At 60.9% G+C, this 21886-nt stretch carries 23 protein-coding genes, 1 tRNA gene and 3 pseudogenes; 6 read left to right on the top strand and 21 right to left on the bottom strand.

Annotation, left to right across the window (positions count from 1 at the left end):
* Nucleotides 1–40: 40 nt before the first annotated feature.
* The 13 genes and pseudogenes from IHE30_RS15095 to cadR form a co-directional block, all read right to left on the bottom strand.
* Complete coding sequence (locus IHE30_RS15095) at nucleotides 41–238, bottom strand: hypothetical protein (RefSeq protein WP_443193616.1); 198 nt, start codon at nucleotides 236–238, stop codon at nucleotides 41–43.
* Nucleotides 239–261: 23 nt separating this feature from the next.
* A pseudogene (locus IHE30_RS06060) lies at nucleotides 262–543 on the bottom strand (hypothetical protein); the annotation flags it as partial.
* Nucleotides 544–890: 347 nt separating this feature from the next.
* Entirely contained in the window at nucleotides 891–2093 is a 1203-nt protein-coding gene (locus tag IHE30_RS06055) for an acyltransferase family protein (RefSeq protein ID WP_337689508.1), read from the bottom strand.
* A gap of 210 nt (nucleotides 2094–2303) precedes the next feature.
* Entirely contained in the window at nucleotides 2304–2534 is a 231-nt protein-coding gene (locus IHE30_RS06050) for a phage baseplate plug family protein (protein ID WP_443193608.1), read from the bottom strand.
* 112 nt (nucleotides 2535–2646) lie between these two features.
* The gene (locus tag IHE30_RS06045; protein WP_337689507.1) at nucleotides 2647–2994 is read right to left on the bottom strand and encodes a phage baseplate protein; all 348 of its coding nucleotides are present in this window, start codon (nucleotides 2992–2994) and stop codon (nucleotides 2647–2649) included.
* The gene (locus IHE30_RS06040; protein ID WP_337689506.1) at nucleotides 2994–3239 is read right to left on the bottom strand and encodes a phage baseplate protein; all 246 of its coding nucleotides are present in this window, start codon (nucleotides 3237–3239) and stop codon (nucleotides 2994–2996) included. Before IHE30_RS06040 ends, IHE30_RS06045 begins: the two co-directional genes overlap by 1 nt.
* A 39-nt stretch (nucleotides 3240–3278) precedes the next feature.
* Nucleotides 3279–3434, bottom strand: a pseudogene (locus tag IHE30_RS06035) (IS3 family transposase); the annotation flags it as partial.
* Nucleotides 3435–3556: 122 nt separating this feature from the next.
* Nucleotides 3557–3808 carry a hypothetical protein gene (locus IHE30_RS06030; RefSeq protein ID WP_337689505.1) on the bottom strand — a complete coding sequence of 84 codons (252 nt, stop codon included), beginning with the start codon at nucleotides 3806–3808 and terminating at the stop codon, nucleotides 3557–3559.
* 210 nt (nucleotides 3809–4018) lie between these two features.
* Nucleotides 4019–4222, bottom strand: a complete 204-nt coding sequence (locus IHE30_RS06025; protein WP_337689504.1) for a cold-shock protein — start codon at nucleotides 4220–4222, stop codon at nucleotides 4019–4021.
* 621 nt (nucleotides 4223–4843) lie between these two features.
* Nucleotides 4844–5950 carry an OpgC domain-containing protein gene (locus tag IHE30_RS06020; RefSeq protein ID WP_337689503.1) on the bottom strand — a complete coding sequence of 369 codons (1107 nt, stop codon included), beginning with the start codon at nucleotides 5948–5950 and terminating at the stop codon, nucleotides 4844–4846.
* 140 nt (nucleotides 5951–6090) lie between these two features.
* Entirely contained in the window at nucleotides 6091–7362 is a 1272-nt protein-coding gene (locus tag IHE30_RS06015) for an MFS transporter (protein WP_337689502.1), read from the bottom strand.
* Nucleotides 7359–8354 carry a PRC-barrel domain-containing protein gene (locus IHE30_RS06010; protein ID WP_443193607.1) on the bottom strand — a complete coding sequence of 332 codons (996 nt, stop codon included), beginning with the start codon at nucleotides 8352–8354 and terminating at the stop codon, nucleotides 7359–7361. The genes IHE30_RS06015 and IHE30_RS06010 overlap by 4 nt, the downstream gene beginning before the upstream one ends.
* A 328-nt stretch (nucleotides 8355–8682) precedes the next feature.
* Nucleotides 8683–9114, bottom strand: a complete 432-nt coding sequence (gene cadR, locus IHE30_RS06005; protein WP_337689500.1) for a Cd(II)/Pb(II)-responsive transcriptional regulator — start codon at nucleotides 9112–9114, stop codon at nucleotides 8683–8685.
* Between the two features lie 80 nt (nucleotides 9115–9194).
* Here cadR and IHE30_RS06000 point away from each other — a divergent pair, with 80 nt between their 5' ends.
* Both IHE30_RS06000 and IHE30_RS05995 read left to right on the top strand, forming a co-directional pair.
* Nucleotides 9195–11552 (top strand): heavy metal translocating P-type ATPase, encoded by a 2358-nt coding sequence (locus IHE30_RS06000; RefSeq protein WP_337689499.1) that lies wholly within the window; start codon nucleotides 9195–9197, stop codon nucleotides 11550–11552.
* Between the two features lie 218 nt (nucleotides 11553–11770).
* Nucleotides 11771–11861, top strand: a tRNA-Ser gene (locus tag IHE30_RS05995).
* A gap of 413 nt (nucleotides 11862–12274) precedes the next feature.
* Here IHE30_RS05995 and IHE30_RS05990 read toward each other — a convergent pair.
* The 3 genes from IHE30_RS05990 to IHE30_RS05980 are packed head-to-tail and all read right to left on the bottom strand — an operon-like array spanning nucleotide 12275 to nucleotide 13810.
* Complete coding sequence (locus IHE30_RS05990; protein WP_337689614.1) at nucleotides 12275–13363, bottom strand: NAD(P)-dependent alcohol dehydrogenase; 1089 nt, start codon at nucleotides 13361–13363, stop codon at nucleotides 12275–12277.
* Complete coding sequence (locus IHE30_RS05985; RefSeq protein WP_337689498.1) at nucleotides 13254–13529, bottom strand: PIN domain-containing protein; 276 nt, start codon at nucleotides 13527–13529, stop codon at nucleotides 13254–13256. The genes IHE30_RS05990 and IHE30_RS05985 overlap by 110 nt, the downstream gene beginning before the upstream one ends.
* Entirely contained in the window at nucleotides 13526–13810 is a 285-nt protein-coding gene (locus IHE30_RS05980; protein ID WP_337689497.1) for a type II toxin-antitoxin system Phd/YefM family antitoxin, read from the bottom strand. The genes IHE30_RS05985 and IHE30_RS05980 overlap by 4 nt, the downstream gene beginning before the upstream one ends.
* A 218-nt stretch (nucleotides 13811–14028) precedes the next feature.
* Here IHE30_RS05980 and IHE30_RS05975 point away from each other — a divergent pair, with 218 nt between their 5' ends.
* Nucleotides 14029–14307 (top strand): transposase, encoded by a 279-nt coding sequence (locus IHE30_RS05975; protein ID WP_443193606.1) that lies wholly within the window; start codon nucleotides 14029–14031, stop codon nucleotides 14305–14307.
* A gap of 254 nt (nucleotides 14308–14561) precedes the next feature.
* Here IHE30_RS05975 and guaA read toward each other — a convergent pair whose 3' ends face one another.
* From guaA to guaB, 3 genes are all read right to left on the bottom strand, one after another.
* On the bottom strand, nucleotides 14562–16145 hold the full coding sequence (gene guaA / locus IHE30_RS05970; protein ID WP_337689496.1) for a glutamine-hydrolyzing GMP synthase: 1584 nt from the start codon (nucleotides 16143–16145) through the stop codon (nucleotides 14562–14564).
* Between the two features lie 119 nt (nucleotides 16146–16264).
* The gene (locus IHE30_RS05965) at nucleotides 16265–16933 is read right to left on the bottom strand and encodes a hypothetical protein (protein ID WP_337689495.1); all 669 of its coding nucleotides are present in this window, start codon (nucleotides 16931–16933) and stop codon (nucleotides 16265–16267) included.
* An 8-nt stretch (nucleotides 16934–16941) separates the two neighbouring features.
* A complete protein-coding gene (gene guaB / locus IHE30_RS05960) occupies nucleotides 16942–18405 on the bottom strand; it encodes an IMP dehydrogenase (RefSeq protein WP_337689494.1) in 1464 nt (487 codons plus the stop codon).
* 305 nt (nucleotides 18406–18710) lie between these two features.
* On the opposite strand from guaB, the gene IHE30_RS05955 reads away from it, so the two are divergent.
* Nucleotides 18711–19700: a DMT family transporter gene (locus tag IHE30_RS05955; protein WP_337689493.1), complete on the top strand. Its 990-nt coding sequence runs from the start codon at nucleotides 18711–18713 to the stop codon at nucleotides 19698–19700.
* A gap of 43 nt (nucleotides 19701–19743) precedes the next feature.
* Here IHE30_RS05955 and IHE30_RS05950 read toward each other — a convergent pair whose 3' ends face one another.
* Complete coding sequence (locus IHE30_RS05950) at nucleotides 19744–20067, bottom strand: RnfH family protein (protein ID WP_337689613.1); 324 nt, start codon at nucleotides 20065–20067, stop codon at nucleotides 19744–19746.
* 28 nt (nucleotides 20068–20095) lie between these two features.
* The gene (locus tag IHE30_RS05945) at nucleotides 20096–20533 is read right to left on the bottom strand and encodes a type II toxin-antitoxin system RatA family toxin (protein ID WP_337689492.1); all 438 of its coding nucleotides are present in this window, start codon (nucleotides 20531–20533) and stop codon (nucleotides 20096–20098) included.
* A gap of 134 nt (nucleotides 20534–20667) precedes the next feature.
* Between IHE30_RS05945 and smpB the strand changes: the two genes are divergently transcribed.
* Together smpB and IHE30_RS05935 are read left to right on the top strand one after the other, a co-directional pair.
* Nucleotides 20668–21117, top strand: coding sequence for an SsrA-binding protein SmpB (gene smpB, locus IHE30_RS05940; RefSeq protein WP_013435278.1), 450 nt, complete (start codon nucleotides 20668–20670; stop codon nucleotides 21115–21117).
* Nucleotides 21118–21336: 219 nt separating this feature from the next.
* A pseudogene (locus tag IHE30_RS05935) lies at nucleotides 21337–21765 on the top strand (transposase).
* Nucleotides 21766–21886: the final 121 nt, after the last annotated feature.

The following is a 21886-nucleotide window of genomic DNA, read 5'->3' as shown; positions in this document are numbered from 1 at the left end:
AATGTTGTTGCCCAACAGTATTGTCCAATCGAGAGAACTATTAGTCCTTTTCCTCGTGGACGACAGGCAATGATAATCGCAAGGATACTAAATAAAGAAAAATTAACGCCTGGCGGCGGACAGAAATGCCATGCGTATGCACTTGCCATTGAATGCCTTGCACGCGTTTGAATGCGCCGCGCGCCATCTGAGCTTTACGCGCGCGGCCCAGGCGTTCGACCTCACGTAGGCCGCCCATTTTTTAAAGCTTCGTCCATCTCGTCATCTTTTACGGTTCGAAGGGACCAAACCGTATCCGACGCCTGTCCCGCGCACGGCGGCCGGCTCCTGGGCGTATTCGTACGCGACTGTTCCCTTGGGGTGCCGGTACCAGCCCGGATCCCGGTAGTCGTCGCGGCCCAGGCCCTCGCGAACCTTGACGACGGTGAACATCCCGCCCATTTCGAGCGCACCAAATGGTCCCTGCCCGGTCATCATCGGCAGCGTATTATCCGGCAATGGCATCTGCATCTCACCTATCGATCCGCCGTTGCTGCCCATTGCCTTGAGGCAAGCCTCGACGATGTCTATTTGCGTCGCGCCCGACGCAAGCGTCGTGCTGACCACGGCGAACGCCTTTAGTTGGGTCTTCTACGCTGTGTCTGGGGCAACGTTGTACACACGGATTCTCGCCTAGTTTGGCGTTTGATAGTCACCACGGTTCACGAGAAACGTGTACCGCAGGTCCGAAAGATTAATTGCATCCCCTTATCGTGTCCAATGTTCAAGGATACTTTACTTAAATATTGCTGAGTCATTCGCGCATCACAACAAAAAGCCTTCGGGATACCGAAGGCGAATGGCTACCTAGCCAGCTTGCGCTGAGGGGCCCAAAAGCAACCGCTAGTCAATTAGCAGTTTCCAGTGCGCCGGACTGAAACGGTATTGTCGAGATCTTCGAGTTCTCGAACTGATTCACCGTTGATCACAGATTTCGATGGTTGCAGGACGATTTTTGCAATCCAGTTCGCCAGTCGCTGCGCCGGGCTGTCGACAAGTGTTGTCATGATCTGCGCAAGCGTAAGCGAGACAGCAATCGTTGCCGCTATTGCCAACACACCGCCAATATGCAGTGCTCCACGCTGCGCGAACGTTTCAAGTATCCAGCATCCCACGCTCGAAATCACGATCGCATGGCAGACGTAGAGGCTGAACGACACGCGGCCTAACCATACGAGCGGCCGGCATCCAAACGCGGCTTTCAGCCTTTTTGACCCAAGTACGCTCGCGAGCATCATCATCGCACCGATCGCGTGTACGAACACGGTCACGTCAAAGTTCCAGGCTTTCGGGATCATCGACTGAAGGAATGTTATTTCAGGAAGCCGGATGTTTTCAGCACCAAGATAAGCCGCAGGAAGGAAGAAATACCAACGCAGTCGCAGCGCTGGATAGCGTAACAGCAGCGCGCCCGCGAGGAACAGGGAATAATAGACTCCTTGAGTGCCGAAGACGGTAATCCACCCGACCGTAACCGCAAGTGCGATGAGCCAGAACCGTTGCGACCTGTAGAATAACGCAGCAATGCCGAACAGCATTAGCGAGCCGAACAGCTCAAGGGATAGGGTCCAGAGCGGGAAGTTGTAGCTGTCGTCGCCCCGATATGCGCCAGCGACGCCGTTCCAGATTGAGCCGAGGAAGGTCAGCGGCTTACGGTAGATAACTAACAGCCCTTCGTGACCGCCAATTGCATCGGCCGCCGATATGTTGTGCAAACCAATTGTAACCGACGCGAGCCACGCCAGCATGGTCGACGCGAGTACGACGGGCGTCAACCGGAAATATCGCTTGACCGCCGCAGCCGCTAAATACGACGGGCTGCGCTTGCGCTCGAAACCGAGCAGTAGCACGTAACCGCTAAGCGCAAAAAATACTGTGACTAAGAAATTACCATTGATGAAGCGGCGGTAGAGTTGCCACATCGGCGAATGGATTATGTATTTGTCTGACGGAGAAAAGAGCGAGCCGAAAAATGCGTCCATGTGGAAGATGACGACCATAAAAGCGGCAACTCCGCGCAGTCCGTCCAGTGCCCTCTGATGACCGTCTCTCATTATTCTTACACTCCTTTACTCAAACTGCGCGACTCTAAAACTTCCGCAGAAAAGATGAGTGACCGATCAAATCACCGTCCTCATTCGGCCAATGAGCGCATCCGCCGCGGCAGTAGCTGTGGCCATTTGCGTTTCTTCGATCAAGTGTGCATAAATTTGGGTATCGGCGCAACTATAAAAGACCGATTACTATCAAACAATTCTAGAAGGTCAATCTGTCACCCAGAACACATGCGTTCCCAGCCCGAGATCCTCGAATGTCGGCACGTCGTCTGGATGTTCAGCGCCCTGCACCCACAAGCTGCCTGTGAAGCCAAGGTGACGATGTTGTTCGAGCAGATCAACACCCATCACAAGCGGGATGCCGTTCACGAGAGGACTGTCGCTCGCGTCCGCGATGTCCAGGATCCAGCCCGCGCCGGACGCCTCACGGTACTGCACCGATAGCCGATGCCGATGCCGATGCCGATGCCGATGCCGATGCCGATGCCGATGCCGCCAAGCGTGATGGCAAAAGTCTGCGGCTGCGCAGACAAAGGAATTTCGTAAACGTTCATTGCTGCCCTACGCCAAGCGCAACAGCGCCACCCGGCGCAGGCGTACCGGGCACCGCTGCTTTAGTGCCCATCTCCTGCGTCTCGGCCGTGCCAGACGGATATTTCTGGTCCTCGCGCGGCGGCAGTTTCGTCGCCGTCGTCTCGACGATAATCACCTGTTTGCAGGTCACCGTAACCATTAACGCGCCGCACGTTCTGACGTCATTCACGACCGAAAGGCTTTGAATCAGCATATTCGAGTACTTTCGGCGCGACGTGACGATGTCGAACGGCTTTCGCTTGTTTTGCAGTTGCAAAAGCTGGCTGTAAATCGCATCAATGTACGTATTAGACGCCATTGACATCAGCCCCTGTCGTCGAACGAAACTTGCGCAGCCCCAACCAATGCGGCACCGTCTGCGTTGGACCAGCCGCACTGGATCACTACCTCACGCGGCTTTTGGTACGGGTGGTCGTTGACCAGCGCATCCTTTTCAACTGAATGCTCGGTAATGACAAGCTCATCGCTGTACACCTCTTCGATCGTCGCCGAGATGGAGATGTCGCCCAGTTTTTTGCTCGACAGCAACACCATATCGGGGCCGATCATGACGTGACTGAAGTTGACCGCGTAGTCCCGGACACGGCTTCACACTACGGTTGATGAATCCACGGTGCGTCGAAACTCGCGTGGTGAGCGATATTTCAGCGCGCTATGGGAATGCTTCTCGTTGTAATGCTCGAACGCAACGGCAAGATTGAGCACGGCCGTCGCCGCATCCGGTTTTGGCATGAAAACCACGTAAGCATGGGCCCTTTCGAATCGGACCGGGAAGCCGGCCATATCATGGCTCTGCTGGACGCTTGAAACTCGCCGCTCCTCGTTCAGCCGATGCGCCGTATTGGGGCGGCCGTGAGCGACGGTGCTCAGCCGCGCATATCGATCCAATGCTGGGCCCAGCGATTCGAATAGCGAACCGCCTCTTGTTCAGAACTAAAATAATCGAGCGAATAAAAAGAATATAACGTCGCGGCGGTCGCCGCTGCAGTCAACGGCGACGACAACGGCGAATTTGCCCGTTCCAGCGTCACGTTAGAAGAAAAACAGCCATCGGGTAACCGATGTGCAGAAGGCTGCACCGCATAACCGCGGTACATTTGAATAATTTGATTATGCATTGTCTTTATCTTTATGATGTGACATAGCCGGCCAGTGGCCACGAATGGGCGACACCCAGGACGGGCACGCGTATTCAGATGGGAGCGCAAAGCGCTGGATCGGCGGCCGCGCGGTCGGAAGACGGCACGGCGCGGGAGACTGGCGGGCAATACTACTGCCCCACGGACGCGAGGCAGTCTGTCGTCCGGACACATCCGGACGTATAGCGCTTACAACGGCTTGATGCTCGCGGCCTGCAGGCCCTTCGGGCCACGCTTGACTTGATAGCTGACACGCTGGTTCTCCACCAGCGTCTTGAACCCCTCTCCGGTAATTTCGGAGAAATGCGCGAACAGGTCTTCACCACCCGCGTCCGGCGTGATGAAACCAAAACCCTTGCTGTCGTTGAACCACTTAACGATACCGGTATCCATGGACGAATCCCTCAAAAGAAAAAATAAATGTTTTCCGCTTAGTGCGGCAGTACGGAAGCGATCAAGAGGGAGAGGACAACGAGCGTACCGCGTGGGTCGCGGACAGATGATGAACAGCAATCGGACATCTTGAAAACTTCAGTCAGCAATGATACGCGAGATGATGCGTACAGTCAAACATTTTCGCGCGTGGCCATGCTTAAAGCCATAAAAATCCTGACGGCCTCAGTCGCGGGGCGCAGGCTTGCGTAATTGGGATTCGATTCACTCAGCTATCTCGTGCTGCGCGAATCTTGGCCCGCGGATCCACGGCGCGTCGTCCACCGGCCTGCCGTCGCCGTGGAGCGCCGCGCAGTGGCGTGTGAATCTGCCCCGCGTGCCATCGCGCAGCCAACGCATCAGGCATGCTGATCGCATGCCATTCATAAGTTCATTGGGACGCACGCACAAGGCGCAATCGGCCTGGCGCCGACACTGCAACGCGAAGGGATCACGCCGGCGACTATCACATGTGACGATTGCGTACGTTGTTCAACGTGCGAAATTGCGTACAGTTGATCAACGGTGCACGCATACCTGTGACCAACGCGAAATTAGCACGGTACTGGCGATCGTACGCGCTCAAGCCGCGCCGGCCGTGCGGCGTGCGCTGGTTGCGCCGAACCACCGCGTGAGCGGATCCGCGCAGCCAGCCACGAGTAGCAACGAGGCGATCGCCACCGCGTCGGCGACAAGCCCAAGCGGCACATCGAGCCACCCGTCTGTCCACCAGTAGAGTACCGAATCGATACTGAGCGAAATCACCGTACCCGCCACGAAGCACAGCAGGCCCTTGCGTCCAACGGCGCTGATCCACGGCATCGATCCGGCCAGCCGACGCATCCAGCCATATTGCACCATGTTCGCCACCAGCCAGGCGAGCGCGATGAAATTGACTACGCGAGGCCATTGCAAGTCGCGCTTCATCACACTGTACGATGCTCCATCGACGGTCAGTTTCCAGTACGCACAGACGAGCACCGTGAACAGCGCGACGACGCTGACGGCCCAGCCTACGCGCGAACGACGCAGGCCTGCGTAGATCGGCTGGCAGCGCGCCAGCGCGCCGAGCGTAAACATTGCTTGCCAGGCGAACGGATTGAAGTTCCACCGGTTCTCCGGTGCGGCCGGTAGCAGCCAATACGCGTCGCCGGCCAGGCGCCACAGCGCGAGCGAGCACGCCACCAGCAACCAAGGCCGGCTGCGCGCGAGCGGGATGATCACCGGTACCGCCAGCGCAAAAAACGCATACATCGGCAACACGGACGCCAAATAGGGCTGCCGTCGAAACAACAAGATGTCGCGCAGCACCACCGCAGGCGACTCAATCAGCCCGTTCAGGTCAGACAACGCCATGTTTGGCGCGTCGATGCTGAACGCGCGCAAAATCGCGCTGACGAGTAACATCAAGCCGGCGGTGACGAGGAAAGCACGGTAAATTTCCCATGCGCGGCGGATGAAACGCCGGCGCGCAGCGGCCTCATCGCAGCGCGCGGCGAGCGTGGTCCACCCGATGGCGGTGGCGTAGCCGCCTAGAAACACAAATACTTCGGCTGCATCGCACAGCGCGTAGGTGTGCAGCGTCACGCGTGACAACATGCTGCCGCCGATGTGATCGACGACGATGATCAGTAATACGAGGCCACGAAAAAAGTCGAGCTCGGCCAAGCGAGCAGTCGATGGCTGCATCAGTACGAAGGGGATGGATGAAAAGGCAAGGCAGGCCGGGAGCCCACCGCGCACCGCCCGTCATTAAGACAAAGCGCTGCGCAATCGGTACAGCCCCATATTATGCCATTGAACCCCGCCTCTTTACTCGTCAATGCTTTTCACACGTCACGCGCGAGCGGCGTCGTGTCGGCGTCCGTTGCGTCGGCCTCGCGCGTTTCGGGCATCGCCAGCCAGACTAGCAGCACGGCCAGCGTGCCGACTGCCGCCAAGCCGATGAAGCTCACGCCGTTACCGAAATGGTCCGCCACCAACCCGGCGAGCGCGGTGCTCAGCGTCGCGCCAATGCCAGCGGCTAGGCCGAATACGCCGATGCACAGGTTGTAGCGCCCCTTGCCACCGGCCACATCGGCCGCGATCAACGGTAGCATCACGCCGAACACCGCGGCGCTCAGCCCGTCGAAGACTTGCACCGGCACCAGCAGGGTCGGCGTGGTGACACCAGCGAACAGTAGCGCCCGCACCGGTAGCGCGGTAAAGCCCAGCAACAGGATCGGCCGGCGCCCCCATCGCTGCGCCGAGCGCCCGACCCACGGCGAGAGCAGTGCCACGATAATCTGCGGCACGATAATGCACGCGGCAATCACCAGTTGCACGTTGTCGCCCATATGCGCGGTGACTTCGCCGGCCGCCAGATTCAACATGGCCGCATTGGACAAGTGAAACAACACGATGCACGCGGCGAATGTCAGCATGCGCCGATCCCGCAACAGCTCGCCGATGCTCTCGCGCGGCGGCGCCGTTGCCGCTTGCGCCGACAGAGGCCGCTGTCGTGGTAGGTCGCGCGCGGCGCGCGCCGGATCCAGATGAAGCGGATCGATCATGTATAACGCGACAATGGCTGGCAGCGTCAATGCAGCCGTCAACCAAAACACCGAGCGCACTGACACATATTCGCCGAATAATCCCATCAACCCCGCCGCCACCGCGCTGCCGATCGAGGCAAACCGCGCGTTACGGCCCAGCCGGTCGCCCAACGCGTGGCGGCCGACCAGCGCAAGCGACAACGCCGCGAGGGCCGGCGTCAACATGCAACTGGCAAAGCCGTGGAATACCTCCGCAGCGAGCACGGGAATCGTCGTCGGGCTGCCAGCCAGCAGCAGCGCACAGATCGCGATCGCAACGATCGCAGCCATCGCCGCGGCACGCTTGTTCTGCGTCGCGTCGATTAACGCACCGGCCGGCACCTGGCTGACCATTGCCGTGATCGTGCCAACTGACAGCGCGATGCCGATTTCTCCCTGGGTCCATTTGTGCGTAGCCAGGTACGCGGCGATGAACGGTCCGAACCCAGTCTGAACGTTTGCAAGGAAGAAGTTCAGGCCATCTAGCGCACGCAGGCTCCGTGCATCCGGCATGACAGTCTTGCTCATCGGCACGCCCGCCCTGCCGGAGCCGCCGGCTGTCGCGCCGCGGCCGACGTGCCGCGCGCGGCGGTGGGTGCGGGCGACACTGCACGGATCGGCTGGTCGGCCGCATACGACGGCGATGCATCAAGCTGCAGATCCGATAGGTCCAACAGCAACTGGATGGCCTTATCTCGGGTCACGAAGCGCAGCGCGGACCAATCGGCAGCGATCCGCCGCCGGTCCGGACTCATCAAGTTACCCAACTCGAGCACCGCAGCCTGCGGCCGCAGCCCCGCATCGATCAGCACGTCAACGACACGCCCCACCTTCGAGCCGTTGGTGCGCTGCACGGTGGCATCCATCAGCGGCACAGTGTCCGATGGCGTGCTACCAGCTTGCGCCGACTTGGCCGGATCAATCGGCGGCGTGCGCGATGGCACAAGCTCCAATGTCCCGGTCACACGCGGCCCCACCGGCTTGACCCGCAGCGCGTCAAGCGGAAAATCGACCTTGCGATCGCCGACCCCCATGAACCCTGCCAGGTTGACAACAATCTCGCGCGGCTTCCCGTTGGCGTCGATCACCAAGTCCACGGCATGACCGATGGCCTTGCCATCCGGCCGTTGTACCTCGGTATCGAGCAGGCCCTTAACCTGGCCCGGAAACAGCAGCCGCGATGCGATCAGCGGCGCCGGCGCCAGCTGCGCTGGCGGCAGCGAAGGCGCGGTCGCCGTGGCGCGCTGCGGCGGTCGGTGCGGCTTTTTGGGCGCCGCACGGTCACTATCGGCCTTCGTCTCATGCAGCTCGGGCTCGGGTTGCGCCGGCGGCGCGACCGGTTCCGGCACTGTTTCAGGCACGGGCACCGCCTGCACCGTACCTTCGACCACCGGTGCCGGGCTCTGTTGATCGAATGTGCTGCAAGCGGCAAGCGCCATCAGCATGAACAGCAGGCACAGACAACGTAGAACCGGAACGGGATGTTTCGGGCGGCAAGCGCGTCGGAGAAAACCGCTCATCAGGGATGGGACAGATTGGCTCGCAGATGGCCGAAGTGTAACACCAGGGGCGCCCCAGGACGCGCGACGACGTGCGCTATGCCAAGCCGGATCCCGACTTGTTTATTGCCGTGTCTGAATTGTTCATGCCGTGGCTAAACGGCTGGGCGTGCCCATCGAGACGTCGATCGCGGTCGGCGACAGTATTAGGGACATGCTCGCCACCCTCTTTCCATCGGCCTCCCCCCGCAGAATACGGACTGATTCGGCTCGTGGAAAACTTGTGCGCACGAGGCGCAGTCAATGTGCGGTCGCTCGCACCGAGTTGCCACTCGCGCCTCGCGCGCGCTCAGCTTAGATGAGTCTGCTTGGCTACATGGGCGGGGCTGTCCATGGCCGCCAAGCCGCGCATGATGCCGCAATCCTGGACGGACCGCGCGCCGCGACACCGCTCGCGCAGCGCGCTCAATTGTGCGCGCAACTGCTGCAGTTCGTCGATTCGCATGCTGACGTGTTGCAAATGCGCATCGACCAGCGCATCGATCGCACCACAATCGCGTGCCGGGGCGTCTGCGGCCTGCAACAACACGCGAATCTCGTCATGCGTCATGTCCAGTGCCCGGCAGTTGCGCACGAAGCGCAACCGATCCAAATGCGCTTCGCCATATGCGCGATAATTGGCGCCTGTACGTGCCGGCACCGGCAGCAACCCTTCTTTCTCATAGAAGCGGACCGTTTCGGGCGTGCACCCGGCCCGCTTGGCCAATTCGCCAATTTTCATCGTTGTCCCGTGTTGGTCAGCTTGACCTTGAAGTGGCTTTAAGGTGTGTACTACAGCATAAATCACCTGAGGAAACCAGCATGGCCGACCGCTATTCCGCTAGAGGTACACCAGCGACGTCAGTCGATCTCGAACAAGAGCGCCGTTCGCAAACGCCGTGCCACGTCCATGCCGTCACCCGGGAGCACGACACATGCTGTGCCGGCTCGCACGGCGGCAACCTGCCCCACGCCGATAGTCGCCATACCGATGCCCTTGTGCAGGCAGCATACAGCCCAGGCGCAGCGTCGTCTTCGGCGGCGCATGCACGCGACGACGGCGAGATGGCTGCTACCGACACGGTACGTACGCGGATCCATATCCGACAAATGGATTGCCCGACCGAGGAAACATTGATCCGCTCGAAGCTGCACAAAATCGTTCCCGCCGAACGACTCGAGTTCAACCTGTTGCAACGTGTATTGACCGTCGAGCACCCGTGCGACGCGCTGGACGACATCGTCGCCGCACTCGCCTCACTCGGCTTCACCCCCGAGGTACAACCTCACGATGACACACGCACCGTGCCGCCATCAGAGCCAACGCATACAGCACGGCGCTGGCCGCTCGTGGCGGCCGGCACTGCCGCGCTGGCGGCCGAAGCGGTAACCTGGCTCGGTGCACCCGGCTGGATCACGGCGGCGCTCGCAGCACTCGCCGTGCTCGGCGCCGGCCTGCGCACCTACCACAAAGGCTGGATCGCGATCCGCCACGGCAATTTGAACATCAACGCGTTGATGAGCGTCGCGGTGACCGGCGCCTTCGCGCTAGGCCAATGGCCGGAAGCCGCCATGGTGATGGTGCTGTTTACGATCGCCGAACGCATCGAGGCTGGCTCGCTGGAGCGCGCGCGGCGCGCGATCGAGCGTCTGGTTGCGCTCGCACCCGACAAGGCGACCGTGCAGCAAGCCGATGGCAGTTGGCGCGTCGTGGACGCGCGCACCGTGCCAACCGGTGCGCGGGTGCGCGTGAAGCCAGGCGAGCGGATCGCGCTTGATGGCTGTATCGTGTCCGGCCGCTCAGCGGTCGATCAAGCGTCGATCACCGGCGAGAGCCTGCCCGTGGACAAGCAGGTCGGCGACGCGGTGTATGCTGGGACCCTCAATGCATCGGGTTCTTTTGACTATCGCGTCACCTTCCCCGCCACGCAAAGCACGCTGGCCCGCATTGTACAAGCGGTTGAGCAGGCGCAGGCAGCCAAGGCACCGACCCAGCGTTTTGTCGACCGCTTTGCACGCGTGTACACGCCAATCGTGCTGGCATTGGCGCTGCTGGTCGCGGCCGCGCCGCCGCTGCTTGGCCAAGCCGCGTGGACAGCGTCGGTCTACAAGGCACTGGTGCTGCTGGTGATCGCCTGCCCATGCGCGCTGGTCATCTCCACCCCTGTCACGATTGTCAGCGCGCTGGCAGTCGCCGCCCGCCACGGCATCCTGGTCAAAGGCGGCCGCTATCTGGAGCAAGGGCACCGCCTGGCATGGCTTGCACTGGATAAAACTGGCACCCTGACCGTGGGGCGTCCGCAGCAAACCGATTTTGAGCCGTGTGCGACAGTCGATGCCGCGCGCTGTCATCAATTGGCGACGAGCCTTGCCGCCCGCTCGGACCATCCTGTCTCCGCCGCGATTGTCGCCGCCGGTGCCGCCGGCTCGCAACACTTGGTCGTCGAGGACTTCGGCGCGTTACCCGGGCGTGGCGTGCACGGCACGATCGACGGGGTGCGCTACTGGCTCGGCAACCGCCGCCTGGCTGAAACGCTCGGATGCCGCGATGCAAAGCTTGATGCGAAGCTGGACAGCCTGGAGCGGCAAGGTAAAACGAGCGTGATGCTAATGGACGAACACCACGTGCTCGCCTTGTTCGCGCTCGCCGATACCCTGAAGTCCACCAGTCGCGAGGCCGTGGCGCAATTACATCGGCTTGGCGTGCGCACGCTCATTCTGAGTGGCGATAATCCGCATACCGCGCAGACCATCGCGGCCCAGGCCGGCATCGACGAAGTTCGCGGCAACCAGTTGCCAGACGACAAGCGTCGCGCGATCGAGTCACTGACCGGACCGCGGCATGCGGTAGGCATGGTGGGTGATGGTATCAACGACGCGCCAGCGCTCGCACGCGCCGATATCGGCTTTGCCATGGGTGCATTGGGCGCTGGCGCCGCGATCGAGACCGCCGACGTCGCATTAATGGACGATGACCTGCGCAAGATTGCCGTATTCGTCCGGCTATCGAAGGCCACGCGTCGCATCCTGACGCAAAACATTGTCGTCGCGTTGGGACTTAAGGGCGCATTTCTGGCGCTCACGTTGGCCGGCTACGGTACGATGTGGATGGCCGTATTCGCCGATGTCGGTGCAAGCCTGTTGGTCGTGGGCAATGGGCTCAGGTTGTTGCGTCGCTAGGCGTACTGCAATGCAACTTTATTGACGCGGGGCTGCGATGCAATCCCGCTGCCGCCCTCGCGTTGCTTGACCGGGTGCATAGTGTGGCCGGCCACTGACGGCGATCAGCCGCGCCTACAGTTTACTTGGCACGAACCGGACCTTCTCACGTTACGCTGACCAATTCAACACCGTCTCCTTGTCTAGCATTTCCGATGCTGGTAAAATCCTCTGTTCTCGGAGAGATGGATGAGTGGTTTAAGTCGCACGCCTGGAAAGCGTGTATAGGTTAATAGCCTATCGGGGGTTCGAATCCCCCTCTCTCCGCCACCGATACATAACCGATTGATTAAGGGCGTTTTCAATCGGCTCTCGCCATGGTGCCCCTCAGTTGAGATATCCGCACCATGAGCATGCCTGCTCACGTCGCAAGATCACAGCACCGCGTCTACGACTTCCGCATGCACTACTACACCGAGCACGGTCGCCGCAAGGAGCGGCGCGTGTCCTTGAACACTAAGGATCCGGTGGTTGCGCGTGCCGAAGTCATTGAGTTTGTAAGGCAACTATCATTGGCCTTCCCCTGCTCTACCGGACACATCGGCTAAGCTGATGTCATTTAACGAGCACGACTTGAGCCGGTGGTTCTCTTGCGCGAGTTGCCGCAGATGCTGTGTCTTCGATACATCCTGACCTGCTCCTTCATTAGGGCCGGTGGGCTTCTAGAAAAATTTTGAGTGCGGCTAAGCGGCCATGCGCAGGATGGGCTTCACGACGCCCCCCTTGGTACTGTCTTCAGCGGCCTGATTGATCTGTTCCAGAGGATAGAATTTGGCCAGACGATCGAATGGGAACCGACCCTGCTGATAGAGCCTGATCAACTGCGGAATAAACACCTGAGGTACGCTGTCGCCCTCGACGATACCACGGATGCTGCGCCCGCCCAGCAGCAGGTTGTTGACGCCGAAGCTAGCCCGGGTGCCAAGCTTTGGCGCGCCGACGATACCGAGGGTACCTAGGCTACCCAGCGCCTCGATGCCGGCTTCGAGCACTTCTGGCCTTCCAGTGGATTCGAGTGCGAAATCGGCGCCGCTGCCGGTTATCTCGCGTACTGCCTCGACGATATTGGCCTCTCGGCTGTTCACCGCGTGCGTGGCCCCCAGTTTCTTCGCCAGTGCTAGCCGCGAAGGCACCACATCAATGGCAATGATGGTGGTCGCACCTGCCACGCGCGCGGCCATCACCGCACTCAATCCCACCGCACCGGCGCCATAAGCGGCAAAGCTGCTGCCCGGGCGCACCTTCATCGAATGGATCACCGCGCCTGCGCCGGTCTGGATGCCGCATCCCAGAGGACCAAGCAACTCCAGCGGAGCATCGGTAGGCACTTTGATGGCATTGTGCTCGCGAGCGAGCGCATAGGTGGCAAAAGAGGACTGGGCGAAGAAATGATCGTGTAGTGGTTCGCCCTCGGGTGTCTGCAGCGCGGTATGGCCGTGGGCATCGCTGCCGCCGAAGTTAAGCGGATAGAAATCCTTGCAGTAGGCTTTATGGCCGCTGGCGCAAGGGTGGCAATGACCGCAGGCACCGTAGGTCAGCACCACATGGTCGCCGGCTTTCAAGTCTTTGACGTTCGGGCCAATCTGCTCAACGACCCCCGCGCCTTCATGGCCGAGTACCGCCGGCAGCGGTACGGGATAGTACTGGTCACGCACGATTAGGTCAGTGTGGCACAGGCCAGTGGCGACCACGCGCACCAGAACTTCGTCCCCCTGTGGTCCCCGAATACGCGCCGGCTCGATGGTGAAAGGCTGTTGCGCAGCGCGTGCCACTGCCACCGTGATATCGTGCAATCCTGTCAACGCATTCATGGTATGCCACGTCGGGAGCGAAAAACTGAACTGCGTGAGCATGCGCCATGACCAACTCGCGCACGCGCGTGCCGAGAACTGCCCGAATCAAGATATTCGCGTCGAGTACGATTGCCCTAGTGCTCATGCGGATTTGGCACCGCCCTTACCCTTGCCGGTCGATGCCCGGCGAACTGCCTTAAACTCAGACACCACCTCTTCGACATCCACGCCACGGCCAGTCAGCAGATCATCCAAGATTTCACTCGCCTTTTTCATAGCGGCAAGATGCGCTTCGGCTTGACCATGTGCCGGAATAAAGTACCCTACCGTCTGGCCGTGCCGTGTCACCGCAACGGGCATATTCGCCGCGATGTATTCCGCCAAGTCGGCACGAAACTCGCGGATTCCGACTGTGATCGCTTCCATGGTCATGCTCTTACGCGCTCGTCGAACGCAAAATGTGAATCAATGTGTACACATTTTAATAGATAGCAGCCTGCGTACAAGCACCCACAAGACCGTAGCAATAGGTGGATGAGGGGGTACCTCCGGGATTCGCAAAATATCGTACGCCAGTGGCCCGGAAACCCTTGTTGGACTTGCCTTGGGTGTCAACAGCACGTTAAACATGGCGCTTCCCCACTTTGGGTGAATCTGCAGGTGACAATGACGATCAAAAGCGCCGCGCACATGAAGCGTTGGCAAGCTGGCTGCGTCAAGCGCAGGCCAGCGGTGTACCAGAAATGCAGCGGTTTGCAGCAGGCATTGGCCACGATTACGATGCCGTACACGCTGCACTACTCACGCCCTACAGCAACAGCATCGTCGAAAGCCATATCAATCGGCTCAAGCTCCCCAAGCGCCAAATGTATGGACGCGCCGGCTTTCAGCTGCTTCGTACTCGCGTGTTGAATCGGTGCTGACTTGTGACGTGAAACTTCACACAAAGTGGGGAAGAGCCATTTTTACTTTGCGCGCAGCAATCCGCCGTACTGTGCCGGTCAAGACCTTTACTGACTGGAACGATCCGCGGCCCGGTTATCTGGAATAATGACCCGGATACGTGGTGGCGCCGACGCGGTAAAGGCTGACTTTGCTATGCAGGGTCAGCCTTTACCGCAAAACGATTCGTCGGTGACAATTAGCCGGGGGTAACATCCTCCCATGAGGCAACACGTCACTCCCACTCAATCGTCGCCGGCGGCTTGCCCGAAATATCGTACACAACGCGATTGATACCCCGCACCTCATTAATGATGCGATTCGACACGCGCCCAAGCAATTCATACGGCAAATGTGCCCAATGCGCGGTCATGAAATCGTGCGTCTGCACCGCGCGTAACGCGACGACATAGTCATACGTGCGGCCATCGCCCATTACACCGACGCTGCGCACCGGCAGAAAGACCGCAAACGCTTGGCTGGTCAACTCATACCACGACTTGCCGCTATCCGGATCAATCGTCGTGCGCAACGTTTCGATGAAGATCGCATCGGCTTTGCGCAGCAGATCGGCGAATTCGCGCTTGACCTCGCCCAGGATCCGCACACCCAGCCCTGGCCCGGGGAATGGGTGTCGATACACCATCGACGACGGCAAGCCGAGCTTGACGCCAAGCTCGCGCACCTCATCCTTGAACAACTCGCGCAGCGGCTCGAGCAGTTTCAAATTCAGCGTTTCCGGTAATCCGCCCACGTTGTGGTGACTCTTGATCGTATGCGTACCCTTCTTGCCTTTGCCAGCCGACTCGATCACATCCGGATAGATCGTGCCTTGCGCGAGCCATTTCGCGTCGGTCAGCTTGCGGGCCTCGTTCTGGAACACCTCGACGAATTCCGCCCCGATGATCTTGCGCTTGTGCTCCGGATCCGTCACGCCGGCCAGCTTGCTCATGAATGCGTCGCTGGCGTCGACGTGGATCACCTTGACTCCGAGATGCCGTCCGAACGTCTCCATGACCTGCTCCGCTTCGTTGAGCCGCAGCAAGCCGTGGTCGACAAACACGCAAGTCAATTGATCACCGATCGCACGGTGCAGCAGTGCCGCCGCAACCGACGAATCAACGCCGCCAGACAATCCAAGGATCACCCGCTCGTTACCGACCTGCGCACGGATCTGCTCTACCGCCTCGGCGATATAGTGCCCCATTTCCCAATCCGGCGTCGCCCCGCACAACTCGAGCACGAACCGGTTCAGCATGTCACGGCCCTTGATCGTATGCGTGACCTCCGGATGCCACTGCAACCCGTAGAACCGGCGATCCTCATCGGCCATCGCCGCAATCGGGCATGACTCGGTCGACGCCATGAGCTTGAAGCCGGGCGGCATCTCAACCACCTTGTCACCGTGGCTCATCCAGACCTTCAGCATGCCATGGCCTTCCGGCGTCGTGAAATCCTCGATCGCCTCCAGCAGCTTCGTATGGTTGCGCGCACGTACCTCGGCGTAGCCGAACTCGCGCACGTGGCCGAGTTCGACCTTGCCGCCGAGTTGCAGCGCCATCGCCTGCATGCCGTAACAAATGCCCAGTACCGGCACGCCTAGATCAAACACGGCCTGCGGCACGCGAGGCGTATTCGTGTCGGTGACCGAGTTTGGACCGCCGGACAAAATCACGCCCTTCGGCTTGAATTCGCGCACGAATGCGTCATCGACATCGTATGGATGCACCTCAGAGTAGACATGCGCCTCGCGCACACGGCGCGCGATCAACTGCGTGACCTGGGAGCCAAAGTCGAGAATCAGGATCTTGTCATGCATGGCAATGAGTCAATCTTAATAGAATGAAAACGGGACGAGCCGCGCTGTGCGCGGAGCCGACGACAGCACGGCGCGCAATACGGCAGGAGGCGTGTTCCAGGCAGGTATCGAGGCGCCGTTCAACCCCGATCCGTGTCATTGTCGCCGCGCACGAACGGCTCGCGACGTTCGTCAGCCCCAGGGCCGCCCTCGGGTATCGACGCGTTGGATGGCGATGTGTTGGGTGCCGATGCACTGGGCCGCGTCGTTGCCGGCACCGCCGGTGCCTGGCCGGCTGATTGCGCCGGACTGGTCGGCATGTCTACGGCCTGAGCCAGTGTCATCGTCGCCGTCGCAGTGGCACGTTCGCGCGCACGCGCCGCGGAGGCCGCACCTTGCGCAGCCGCCCGGTCACGCCGCCGTACCGCGGCGGCCAACCGGACGTTGATCAGCCCATACAGCAGCAACGCGACACCCACCAGCGGTCCGATCCAAAGGCCAAGGCCGACCAGCGACGGCGAGCGCACGGCGACCAGCCAGACGAGCATCAGCACGCCGCAGGCCCACAGCGCATGGCCACTGGCGCCAGCAACTGGCGCAGTCAGCGCGCCATGAATCGCCGCGCGCAATTGCAATCCAGCCAGTGCTAACAGCACGATGCCGAATAACTGTCCCACCATCGCCGGCGACACTTGTACCAACTGCAGCGTGTCGTACAGCGACCGCCATGGGGTTGCGATCATCAACAGACCGAACGCCGCCGTCACCAGCGCATCGACGATCAGTACTGCGCGCAACAGGGCTTTCATGCGTGCGCTCACTCGACGTGGTAGTTCGGCGCTTCCTTCGTGATCTGCACGTCATGCACGTGCGACTCGCGGACGCCGGCCGCCGTGATTTCAACAAATGCGGCTTTCTCGTGCAACTCCTCGATCGTGCGGCAACCACAGTAGCCCATGCTCGCGCGCACCCCGCCGATCAATTGGAACAGGATCGCGTTGACGCCACCCTTATACGCGACGCGGCCTTCAATCCCTTCCGGCACCAGCTTGTCGACGTTGGCCGAATTGTCTTCCTGAAAGTAGCGGTCCGCCGCGCCATCTTTCATAGCGCCAACTGAACCCATGCCGCGATACGATTTATATTGGCGTCCCTGGAACAGAAACACGTCGCCGGGTGATTCCTCGGTGCCGGCCAGCATGCTGCCCATCATCACCGCGTCGGCGCCCGCGGCCAACGCCTTCGATACATCCCCGGAGTAGCGCACACCACCGTCGGCGACCACCGGCACGCCGCTGCCCCGCAGCGCGTCAGCCACGTTCGCGATCGCGGTGATCTGCGGCACGCCGACACCCGCGACGATCCGCGTGGTGCAGATCGAACCCGGGCCGATGCCAACCTTCACGCCGTCAGCGCCATGCTCGACCAGCGCCTTGGCCGCTTCGGCCGTCGCAATATTGCCGCCAATCACATCGATATGCGGAAAATGCTGCTTGACCCAGCGCACCCGTTCCAGCACGCCTTGGCTGTGCCCGTGCGCGGTGTCAACGACGATCACGTCGACACCCGCCGCCGCTAGCGCCTCGACGCGCGCCACGTTCTCCGGACCGACGCCGACGGCAGCACCGACCCGCAACTTGCCGTGCTCGTCTTTGCAGGCATCTGGGTGCTCGGTCGCCTTCGTGATGTCCTTAACCGTCATCAATCCGCGCAGCTCGAACGCCTCGTTGACGACCAGCACACGCTCCAGGCGGTGGCGGTGCATTAGCGCCTTGGCTTGCGCGAGCGACGTCCCCTCGCTGACCGTGACCAGCCGCTCACGCGGCGTCATGATCGCGCGCACCGGCTCATCCAGCCGCTCCTCGAAGCGCAGGTCGCGGTTCGTCACGATGCCGATGAGTTTTGCGCCATCGACGACCGGGAAGCCGGAAATGCCATGCTGGCGCGACAGCGCAATCACGTCGTGCACCTTCATATCGGGCGGCACGGTAATCGGATCGCGCAACACACCGGATTCGAACCGCTTGACCTTCGCGACTTCACGCGCCTGTTCGGCCGGCGTCAGGTTCTTGTGCACGATGCCGATTCCACCCTGCTGCGCCATCGCAATCGCAAGCCGTCCTTCGGTAACCGTGTCCATCGCCGCCGAAATCAGCGGCATGTTCAGCGAGATATGGCGAGTCAGGCGGGTTTTGAGACTGGTGTCACGCGGCAGTACGTTCGAGTACGCCGGCACGAGGAGCACGTCATCGAATGTGAGTGCTTTTTGGATCAGACGCATGGCAAATCCTATAGGCGCAAAATCGGATTATACCGATAGTTTCCCGGATTTTCACTGTCTGAACAGCCAGTTACACCTATGTCCCCGTTTTATGGTCCGGGCCGATGTGAGCATTGCGCCGATTGCCGGATTCGACAAGCACGACAAATCGACCCCGTGCTATGCTGCGCGCCTTGGATTGCCGCCGCGTCCGTCGCCTCGCGCCCATCGCCTCATGCCCGACGCCTCGCACGTGCCGCCGGATTGCGGCGCGGCAAACGTGCGCAACCGGGCGCAGCACAGCCAATGATGACAGGGAGTCGGCAATGCGACGTGGGGTGATGTACGGCCTGCTAGCGGGTGCGGTGTGGGGCTTTGTCTTTCTCGGCCCGCGCCTGCTGCCGGACTTCTCGCCGTTGTTGCTGGCCGCCGGACGCTATCTGTTGTACGGCCTAGTGTCGGTCACCGTCGCGCTGCCCAACGCGCGCCGGCTGCTATCCAAGCTCACGCGCGCGGATCTCGTGGTACTCATCTGGCTCGCACTCGCAGGCAACCTCGTCTATTACATCCTGGTCGCCGCAGCGGTACAGTGGGTCGGCGTCGCGCCCTCGTCGCTGATCGTCGGCGTGCTGCCGCTGACCGTCACGCTGGCCGGACGCGCCGATCATGACGCGGTTCCACTGCGGCGGCTTGCGCTTGCACTGCTGATGATTGCCGCCGGCATCGCCTGCATCAACATCGACGTCTTCACGGCAGCGGCCGCCACGCACGGCACGATCGCAAGCCGAATCGCCGGTGTGCTGTGCGCAGCGGGTGCCCTGGCGGCGTGGACCGGGTTCGCCGTCGCCAATGCGCGCTATCTGCGCAAGTCAGGACATTTCGACAGCAACGAATGGTCGATTGCATCGGGCATTGTCACCGGCGTGCTCGGCGCGCTGCTATGGGCCGGGCTGCTGCTGATGCCGAGCAGCGCAGTCGGGTGGCCAGCGCTCGATGCCGGACGCTGGCAACTGTTCTGGGCGCTCAACTTAGCCATCGCCATCGGCTGTTCGTGGTGGGGCAATGCGTTGTGGAACGCTGCGGCGAAACGCGTGCCATTGACGCTATCGGGCCAGTTGATCGTGTTTGAGACACTGTTCGCGCTCGTGTACGGGTTCATCTACGCGCAGCGCTGGCCGCGCGCGCTCGAATGGGGCGCGATCGTGCTGCTCGTTGCGGGCGTGAGCTGGTCAGTGCGCCAGCACGCGAGCCAGCCGTCGCGCCCGGGCCGGTCGCGGCACGCGATTGAAGAGGACGCGCACATCTCGACGCACTGACGTGCCGACCGCCGCTGAAGGGGCGCATCATACGCGGTCCACTTCAGCGGGCGTCTTTCGCGCGCCATTTGCGTCCTTCAAGCGAGCCGCTGTTACGAGCTTTGTCGACCCGGCGCTGGCGCGCGAGCTTCGGATCGACGGTCAACGGACGATAAATTTCGACGCGGTCACCATTTTCGAGCACCGAGTCCAGCGCGCGGATGCGTCCGAACACGCCGACGCGCTGCTGCGCCAGGTCGATTTGCGGATGCATCGCGACGATCCCGCTGGCCTCGATGGCCTCACGCAGCGTCGCGCCGCTCGGCAGTCGCAAGTCAACGAGCGTTTGGGTGTCGGGCAGCGCATAGCACACTTGCACCTCGATCATGGCCCTGGCGCCGCCCAGCGCCGCTGGATCAACGCTTGCCATAGCGCTCCCCTGCCCGCTTGACGAACGATTCGACGAACGTGTTCGCGATGTGATTGAACACCGGTCCGATCAGTTTCTCCAAAATGATGCTGGAAAACTCATAGTGCAACGCAAACTCGACCTTGCACGCATCGTCCCGCAGCGGGATGAAGTTCCAATAGCCGGTGAACCGCTTGAAAGGCCCTTCAGTGAACTCCATATCGATCCGTTCCGGGCGCCGTTGCTTGTTATGTGTGGCGAAATGCTGATGAATCCCCTTGAAGCGGATGTCGATCCGTGCTTCCATGCTTGTCTCGTCCTGGTGCCGGATCTCGACGCCACCGCACCAAGGCAGAAAGTTGGGGTAGTCGGCGACATCAGTCACAAGGTCGAACATGCGTTCGGCGGAATAGCGAATCAGGACGGTTTTTTGGACGTCTGCCATAAAAGGGCATCGAGGAGGCGCTTGGCGCCACGCGCGTCGCGGCGAGCCGGAGCACGCGCGGACGCGACGCGGCCTTCGGCGCCGGGTCGCTTTGCTAAAATCGTAATTTTATCCGAGTTGGTCAAAACCCATTCATGAGCATCATCGACAACAAGAAAGCATTCTTCGATTACTTCATCGAGGAACGCTACGAGGCGGGGCTCGTGCTTGAGGGCTGGGAGGTCAAGGCACTGCGCGCCGGGCGCGGCCAGATCAAGGAAGGCTACGTGGTGATCCGCAACGGCGAACTGTTCCTGATCGGCACACACATCAGCCCATTGCAGACCGCCTCGACGCACGTGCACGCGGATCCTGTTCGCACCCGCAAGTTGCTGCTCAACGCCGATGAGATCCGCAAGCTGATCGGCAAGGTCGAGCAGCGCGGCTATACGTTGGTGCCGCTGAACTTCCACTACAAGAATGGACGGGTGAAGTGCGAAATCGGCCTAGCCCGGGGCAAGAAGCTGCACGATAAGCGCGAGACCGAAAAGAAGCGCGACTGGCAACGCGAGAAGGCGCAGCTGCTGAAAAACACCACGCGCTAGCGGCGTGCGGCGCGACGCCGCCCCCTTCTACTTCTGGTCTCGCCAGCAGTGTCACGATCGTGAGCACGTAGCGGAGTGCCGGACCGTCGGAGTGGTGGCTGTCACACATTCAGAACAGCCTTTAGCCCGCCCCAATCTCGCTCGTAAGCGTTGGCCCTTCTGACGTGTCAAGCCTAGAGTATGTTAGGCATTTTTGGCCTGCGTTGTTACTCTGTCGGGATGACAGAACGCAAGCCTTACCCGACGGATGTATCGAACGAGGCATGGAGCTTTGCCGCTCCCTACCTGACTTTAATGAATGAAGCTGCACCGCAGCGTCGATATGAGCTGCGCGAAATGTTCAACGTGCTGCGCTGGATGGCGCGAACGGGTGCCTCGTGGCGTATGCTTCTAACCCACTTCCCGCCTTGGGAACGGGTCTAGCAGCAAACGCAGCGTTGGCTGAAAGCGGGTTGCTTCAAAGCTATGATCCATGATTTGCGCTCAGTGCTGTCCCGCCGCTGGGTGCTCGAGCGCAGCTTCGGCTACCTCAACCGGTTCAGGCGACTAGCTCGTAACTACGAGCGCTTGCCCGAAACCCTAGCCGGCCTGCATTTCGTCGTCTCCGCTAGGCTCATGCTCGTTCATGCTGTCCCATTAAGGGCCTAACACGCTCTAGGCGCAGGTTCAGTGCGCCGTCGTCCCTTATGGAAGCTCGCGCTGTGGAGCAGCCGGTACACGGGCGCGCAGTTACCCTGGAGCCGATTTTGGCATTGCCGCCTGATTCTTA

Origin of the sequence: Mycetohabitans sp. B46 (assembly GCF_037389205.1) — a bacterium.
In the GTDB taxonomy this organism is placed as follows: Bacteria; Pseudomonadota; Gammaproteobacteria; order Burkholderiales; family Burkholderiaceae; genus Mycetohabitans.
Note: the sequence above shows the minus strand (reverse complement) of the source record. Positions and strands in the feature narration are given on the sequence as shown.

What these genes read in the sequence shown, in the direction of transcription:
- IHE30_RS15095 (WP_443193616.1), bottom strand. Translation starts at nt 238, where the DNA reads ATGGGCGGCCTACGTGAGGTCGAACGCCTGGGCCGCGCGCGTAAAGCT.
- IHE30_RS06055 (WP_337689508.1), bottom strand. Translation starts at nt 2,093, where the DNA reads ATGAGAGACGGTCATCAGAGGGCACTGGACGGACTGCGCGGAGTTGCC.
- IHE30_RS06045 (WP_337689507.1), bottom strand. Translation starts at nt 2,994, where the DNA reads ATGTCAATGGCGTCTAATACGTACATTGATGCGATTTACAGCCAGCTT.
- IHE30_RS06040 (WP_337689506.1), bottom strand. Translation starts at nt 3,239, where the DNA reads ATGATCGGCCCCGATATGGTGTTGCTGTCGAGCAAAAAACTGGGCGAC.
- IHE30_RS06030 (WP_337689505.1), bottom strand. Translation starts at nt 3,808, where the DNA reads ATGCATAATCAAATTATTCAAATGTACCGCGGTTATGCGGTGCAGCCT.
- IHE30_RS06025 (WP_337689504.1), bottom strand. Translation starts at nt 4,222, where the DNA reads ATGGATACCGGTATCGTTAAGTGGTTCAACGACAGCAAGGGTTTTGGT.
- IHE30_RS06020 (WP_337689503.1), bottom strand. Translation starts at nt 5,950, where the DNA reads ATGCAGCCATCGACTGCTCGCTTGGCCGAGCTCGACTTTTTTCGTGGC.
- IHE30_RS06015 (WP_337689502.1), bottom strand. Translation starts at nt 7,362, where the DNA reads ATGAGCAAGACTGTCATGCCGGATGCACGGAGCCTGCGTGCGCTAGAT.
- IHE30_RS06010 (WP_443193607.1), bottom strand. Translation starts at nt 8,354, where the DNA reads ATGAGCGGTTTTCTCCGACGCGCTTGCCGCCCGAAACATCCCGTTCCG.
- cadR (WP_337689500.1), bottom strand. Translation starts at nt 9,114, where the DNA reads ATGAAAATTGGCGAATTGGCCAAGCGGGCCGGGTGCACGCCCGAAACG.
- IHE30_RS06000 (WP_337689499.1), top strand. Translation starts at nt 9,195, where the DNA reads ATGGCCGACCGCTATTCCGCTAGAGGTACACCAGCGACGTCAGTCGAT.
- IHE30_RS05985 (WP_337689498.1), bottom strand. Translation starts at nt 13,529, where the DNA reads ATGAGCACTAGGGCAATCGTACTCGACGCGAATATCTTGATTCGGGCA.
- IHE30_RS05980 (WP_337689497.1), bottom strand. Translation starts at nt 13,810, where the DNA reads ATGGAAGCGATCACAGTCGGAATCCGCGAGTTTCGTGCCGACTTGGCG.
- guaA (WP_337689496.1), bottom strand. Translation starts at nt 16,145, where the DNA reads ATGCATGACAAGATCCTGATTCTCGACTTTGGCTCCCAGGTCACGCAG.
- IHE30_RS05965 (WP_337689495.1), bottom strand. Translation starts at nt 16,933, where the DNA reads ATGAAAGCCCTGTTGCGCGCAGTACTGATCGTCGATGCGCTGGTGACG.
- guaB (WP_337689494.1), bottom strand. Translation starts at nt 18,405, where the DNA reads ATGCGTCTGATCCAAAAAGCACTCACATTCGATGACGTGCTCCTCGTG.
- IHE30_RS05955 (WP_337689493.1), top strand. Translation starts at nt 18,711, where the DNA reads ATGCGACGTGGGGTGATGTACGGCCTGCTAGCGGGTGCGGTGTGGGGC.
- IHE30_RS05950 (WP_337689613.1), bottom strand. Translation starts at nt 20,067, where the DNA reads ATGATCGAGGTGCAAGTGTGCTATGCGCTGCCCGACACCCAAACGCTC.
- IHE30_RS05945 (WP_337689492.1), bottom strand. Translation starts at nt 20,533, where the DNA reads ATGGCAGACGTCCAAAAAACCGTCCTGATTCGCTATTCCGCCGAACGC.
- smpB (WP_013435278.1), top strand. Translation starts at nt 20,668, where the DNA reads ATGAGCATCATCGACAACAAGAAAGCATTCTTCGATTACTTCATCGAG.